The following is a 4,733-nucleotide window of genomic DNA, read 5'->3' as shown; positions in this document are numbered from 1 at the left end:
GGAAATTATACAGCCTTTTATCTACCTGTCAAGTACAAAAACAAAATACCTCGCAAACCTCGCAGACCTCTCAGACCCATTAACAACATCCCCTAAACCAAGTAACCCCAGAACCAATTACCCCTCAGCCCCTACAATAAACACAAAACCTCCGACCAGATCGCGTTCCCCACTCGCATACCCGCTGGAGTGAGAGCCAGGCTCCGTTCATCCGCACGCACGAGGTGGGGGGGAATCGCCATCAAGACCGCCTCGATCTCCTTCAGAAGCGGGACGCCCCAACGTTCTGCGAAGTCTTCCCGATCGATTCCCCATCGGGTCCTCAGCGAGAGAATAGCGGCCTCAACTCCGCGGGCTCTCGGCCCCAGTCTTTCCCCCGCCGTCTTTGCCTCGGGGAAATTTCTCCCTGCCGCCTCGAGATAGGCATCCAGCGTCCCCGGGTTGGCGTAGCGGCGTCCCTCGAGGTACCCCCACGCCGCAGGCCCCAGGGCCAGGACATCCTCCTGCCTCCAATAGGCCAGGTTGTGCCGGCACTCGCCGCCGGGCGGGGCGTAGCTCGAGATCTCGTACTGGGTGAAACCCCGTCGTGGGAGGAACCATTGGGTATAACGATAAAGAGGATAGCCGTCGGGAAGAACGGGGCTGCGAAGCCCCATGGGGGTATCCGGCTCGAGCGTCAGCTGGTAGGCGGAGACGTGGCGGGCTCCGGCATCCAGAACCCCTCTCAGCGAGGCCGCCCAGGAACGGAGCGTCTGACCGGGAATGCCGAAGATCAGGTCGACGCTCATCCTCAGCCCGGAGCGGGCAAGGCGCTCCATCGCCTCGAGGGCGAGCCTCGCATCGTGGCGGCGTCCCAGAGTTTCAAGCTCCGCGTCATCCAGGCTCTGGACGCCAAGGCTGACACGGGTGAAAAAAGAAGCTCGCCAGACGTTCAGCAGCCCGTCGCTCAAGGACGAGGGGTTGGCCTCCACGGTCGCCTCCTCCAGGCGGCTCCAGTCCCCCAGGCCTTCGAGCAGCGCGATCAGCCGCCCCCATTCGTCCGGCGAGAGCAGGCTCGGCGTCCCGCCTCCGACGTAGAGGGTGCGCGGGGACAGGGGGCCAAGCAGCCCTCTCCAGAGGGCGATCTCCACCGCAAGCGCGTCCAGGTAAGCCGCGACATCCCCAGCTTCCGGAGGCTCGCTGTAAAAAGAACAGTACCCGCACTTGCCGGCGCAGAACGGCACGTGCAGGTACACGGAGAGCCTTTCGTTACTCACGGGAAGTCTTCCCTCCCGGCCTACTCGCCGTCCTCGATTCGGAGGAACGCCAGAAACGCCTCCTGGGGGATGGCGACGCGCCCGATCTGCTTCATGCGCTTCTTGCCTTCCTTCTGCTTCTCCAGGAGCTTTCGCTTTCGGGTGATGTCGCCGCCGTAGCATTTGGCCAGGACGTCCTTTCGCAGGGCCTTGACGTTGACGCGCACGATGACGCGCTTGCCGATCGAGGCCTGGATGGGGACCTCGAAGAGCTGGCTGGGGATCAGTTCCTTCAGCTTCGTCACCGCCGCGTGCCCGCGATGGTAGGCCGCGTCCTTGTGGCAGATGAAGGAAAAGGCGTCCGCCGCCTCACCGTTGACGAGGACGTCGACGCGGACCAGTTCGGAGGGTTTAAGGCCGATGAATTCATAGTCCAGGGACGCATAGCCGCGGGTCTGGGACTTGAGCTTGTCGTGAAAGTCGATGATGAATTCGGCCAGGGGCATCTCGTAGACCAGGCGCACCCGTTCCGGCGTCAGATAGTCCATGGAGCGGTAGACCCCCCGCTTTTCCTGAACCAGCTGCATCACCTTGCCCACGTACTCCGACGGCAGGAACACCGAGAGCTTGATGAAGGGCTCCCGTATCTCCTCGATCTCCCCCACGTCGGGGAAATCGTTGGGACGGTGGGCCTCGATCACCTCGCCGGACTTCGTGACGATCTCATAGACGACGTTGGGCGCCGTAGCCACGAGCTCGACATCGTACTCGCGGCGGAGTCGTTCCTGCGCCACGTCCATGTGGAGCAGCCCCAGAAAGCCGCATCGGAACCCGAACCCCAGGGCTACGGAGGTCTCCGGCTCGAAGACGATGGCGGAATCGTTCAGGCAAAGTTTCTCCAATGCGTCCCGAAGCTGCGGGTAGTCGTCTCGCTCCACGGGATAGAAACCGCAGAACACGACGCTCTTGACCTTACGGTACCCGGGAAGCGGCTCCGGAGTGGGGTTCCGCGCATCGGTAATCGTGTCCCCAACGTGCGCCTCGGCCAGGGTTTTGATGCTGGCGGCCACGTAGCCGACCTCTCCCGGCCCCAACCGCTCGACGGGCGTGAAGGAGGGGCGGAACACCCCCACCTCGTCCACGGGATAGGACACGTTGGTCGCCATGAAAAGGATGTCCTGCCCCGCCTTCAGGGTCCCGTTCACGATCCGCACGTAGCAGATGACGCCTCGATAGTTGTCGTACACGGAATCGAAGATCAGGGCCTGAAGAGGGGCGTCCGGGTCCCCCCGAGGGGCCGGAACCGACCCGACGATGCGCTCCAGAATCTCGTCGATCCCCCGTCCGTCCTTCGCACTGGCCAGGATGGCGTCGTCGGCATCCAGCCCCACCACGTCGCGGATCTCCTGTTTGGCTCTCTCGGGATGGGCCGAGGGGAGGTCGATTTTATTGATGACGGGCAGAATCTCAAGCCCCTGCTCAATAGCCTGATAGGCGTTCGCAACCGTCTGTGCCTCGACCCCCTGCGTCGCATCCACGACCAGGAGCGCCCCCTCGCAGGCGGCCAGGGACCGCGATACCTCGTAGCCGAAGTCCACGTGACCCGGCGTATCGATGAGGTTCAGTACCCATTTTTTACCATCCGGGGACGTGTAGTCCATGCGCACCGGCACCAGCTTGATCGTGATGCCCCTCTCCCGCTCCAGCGAGAGGGAGTCCAGCAGCTGATGCTTCATATCCCGCGACTGCACCGTGGAAGTCCGCTCCAGAAGGCGATCTGCCAGGGTAGACTTCCCGTGGTCGATATGAGCGATGATGCAAAAATTTCTGATGTTCTCCTGTGTCATACGCGACTCCTCTGAAAGCGCCGATTGACATGGGGGCTCCGTATCTCTGCCCTCACACCGCTATCCCATACAAGCCCGAGCGGCCGCAAAAGCCTGCCCGCACCCGGCAAGGCAGGATTCCGCCGGGCGGCCCGGCGGAGGAAACGTTCTCCAAGTGAAAAAGAGGGGCTTACGCCCCTCGGATTCAACCGTACTTTTCCATGCCCAGCCCACAGGACGGGTTGGAAAAACGAAAGCAACGAACCTTTTCAGATTTTTTTCAGCGCCGCCCAGATGGTCTCCGGTTCGAAAGGCTTGACGATAAAACCATCCACGCCAAGCTCCTTCGCTTTGAGGGCCACGGGCAAAGTTGCATCGGCACTGACCAGGAGGATCTTCGCCCCCGGCAGGATCTCGCGTATTTCACGAATGGTCCCGAACCCATCCAGTCGGGGCATATGAAGATCGACGACGACGACATCGACAGCCTGAGATTTCGAGGCCATCTCGCGCAGCTGCCCGATACCCTGAAGGCTGTCGGTCGCAGACCCCACGACGGTATACCCGCCGTCCGCAAACGTCAGGCGCAGCATATCCACCACGAAATCCGCATCGTCGATGATAAAAACACTTCGAGACGTCATCGGGGATCCTCCGCAGGGTATCAAACTCCTCTACTTCTTGTCCGAAGCGGCTTTACGCAAAGAGTCGAGCCAAGCCTCCCGGGCCTCCAGCTCCGCCTTCATCATCGCCAGATGCTCCTCCTCCGCCTTCAGCAGCTCCTTCAGGCGCGCCTCGTAGCCCGCTCCCACCTGCCGGACCGCCTCAAAATCGGCTCGGAGGGACTCCACATCAGGAGCGGCCCTCTTCTCCAGTTCCACGATGCGTTGCTCCAGTTTCGCCAGCTCCTCTTTCAGGACCGGAGTTTCAGAGGATGTGTCATTCTGCTTCAGGGTCCACAAAATATTGAGGACAAGAACAATCCCGATCAAAGAGACGATGATCTTCTTCGGTCTGCTGTTGACAAGATTAGACCAACCCGACTTGCTCTCCGGTTCTTTCTTTTGGGATGCCATGACAAGACCCTCCAGTCATAGGATTAAGGAAAAACTACAAAAGCTCTCTTCTTTCTCATTGTACAATAAAGCGGCGAAAGAAAAAAGCGGCCCCTCGCAATGGGCCGCTTTTCGAGTCTCGATGTCGTACCGGCTACTTAACCTCAACCTCGGCGCCGGCCTCGACGAGCTTCTTCTTGATCTCCTCGGCCTCTTCCTTAGCCACGCCCTCCTTGACCGGCTTGGGCGGATTGTCGACCAGCTCCTTGGCCTCCTTCAGGCCAAGGCCGGTGACCTCACGGACAACCTTGATCACGTTGATCTTGTTGGCGCCGGGGGCCTTGTAGATCACGTCGAACTCGGTCTTCTCCTCCTCGGCGGCCGCAGCGGCGCCGGCGCCGGGCATAGCCATCATGGGCATGGCCACGGGGGCGGCGGCGGAAACGCCGAACTTCTCCTCGAGGGCCTTCACGAGCTCGGAGAGCTCGAGTACCGTCATCTCCTCAATAGCCTTGATCATATCGTCGCGCGTCATAAAAACTTACCTCCTAAATTCGATATCGGCCCCAATGCACCCCGGGGCCCCTGACAAACAAAAAGAACGGAACAACGGCGGG

Annotated in this window: 5 protein-coding genes; all 5 read right to left on the bottom strand. The window is 61.0% G+C overall.

The window, feature by feature from the left end; all coding sequences use genetic code 11:
* Positions 1-131: 131 nt before the first annotated feature.
* Positions 132-1,256 carry a radical SAM family heme chaperone HemW gene (gene hemW / locus ABLA28_RS10475; RefSeq protein WP_347713615.1) on the bottom strand — a complete coding sequence of 375 codons (1,125 nt, stop codon included), beginning with the start codon at positions 1,254-1,256 and terminating at the stop codon, positions 132-134.
* 20 nt (positions 1,257-1,276) lie between these two features.
* On the bottom strand, positions 1,277-3,082 hold the full coding sequence (gene lepA, locus ABLA28_RS10470) for a translation elongation factor 4 (protein WP_347713614.1): 1,806 nt from the start codon (positions 3,080-3,082) through the stop codon (positions 1,277-1,279).
* A 248-nt stretch (positions 3,083-3,330) separates the two neighbouring features.
* The gene (locus ABLA28_RS10465; RefSeq protein ID WP_299302493.1) at positions 3,331-3,705 is read right to left on the bottom strand and encodes a response regulator; all 375 of its coding nucleotides are present in this window, start codon (positions 3,703-3,705) and stop codon (positions 3,331-3,333) included.
* Between the two features lie 30 nt (positions 3,706-3,735).
* Positions 3,736-4,137: a hypothetical protein gene (locus ABLA28_RS10460; protein ID WP_347713613.1), complete on the bottom strand. Its 402-nt coding sequence runs from the start codon at positions 4,135-4,137 to the stop codon at positions 3,736-3,738.
* A 133-nt stretch (positions 4,138-4,270) separates the two neighbouring features.
* Positions 4,271-4,651, bottom strand: coding sequence for a 50S ribosomal protein L7/L12 (gene rplL, locus ABLA28_RS10455; protein ID WP_299302499.1), 381 nt, complete (start codon positions 4,649-4,651; stop codon positions 4,271-4,273).
* Between the last annotated feature and the right edge of the window lie 82 nt (positions 4,652-4,733).

It is taken from the genome of uncultured Fretibacterium sp. (assembly GCF_963544685.1).
Lineage (GTDB): Bacteria > Synergistota > Synergistia > Synergistales > Aminobacteriaceae > CAJPSE01.
The sequence above is the reverse complement of the archived record's forward strand: the minus strand, read 5'-3'. Positions and strand labels throughout refer to the sequence as shown.

What these genes read in the sequence shown, in the direction of transcription:
- lepA (WP_347713614.1), bottom strand. Translation starts at nt 3,082, where the DNA reads ATGACACAGGAGAACATCAGAAATTTTTGCATCATCGCTCATATCGAC.
- ABLA28_RS10465 (WP_299302493.1), bottom strand. Translation starts at nt 3,705, where the DNA reads ATGACGTCTCGAAGTGTTTTTATCATCGACGATGCGGATTTCGTGGTG.
- ABLA28_RS10460 (WP_347713613.1), bottom strand. Translation starts at nt 4,137, where the DNA reads ATGGCATCCCAAAAGAAAGAACCGGAGAGCAAGTCGGGTTGGTCTAAT.
- rplL (WP_299302499.1), bottom strand. Translation starts at nt 4,651, where the DNA reads ATGACGCGCGACGATATGATCAAGGCTATTGAGGAGATGACGGTACTC.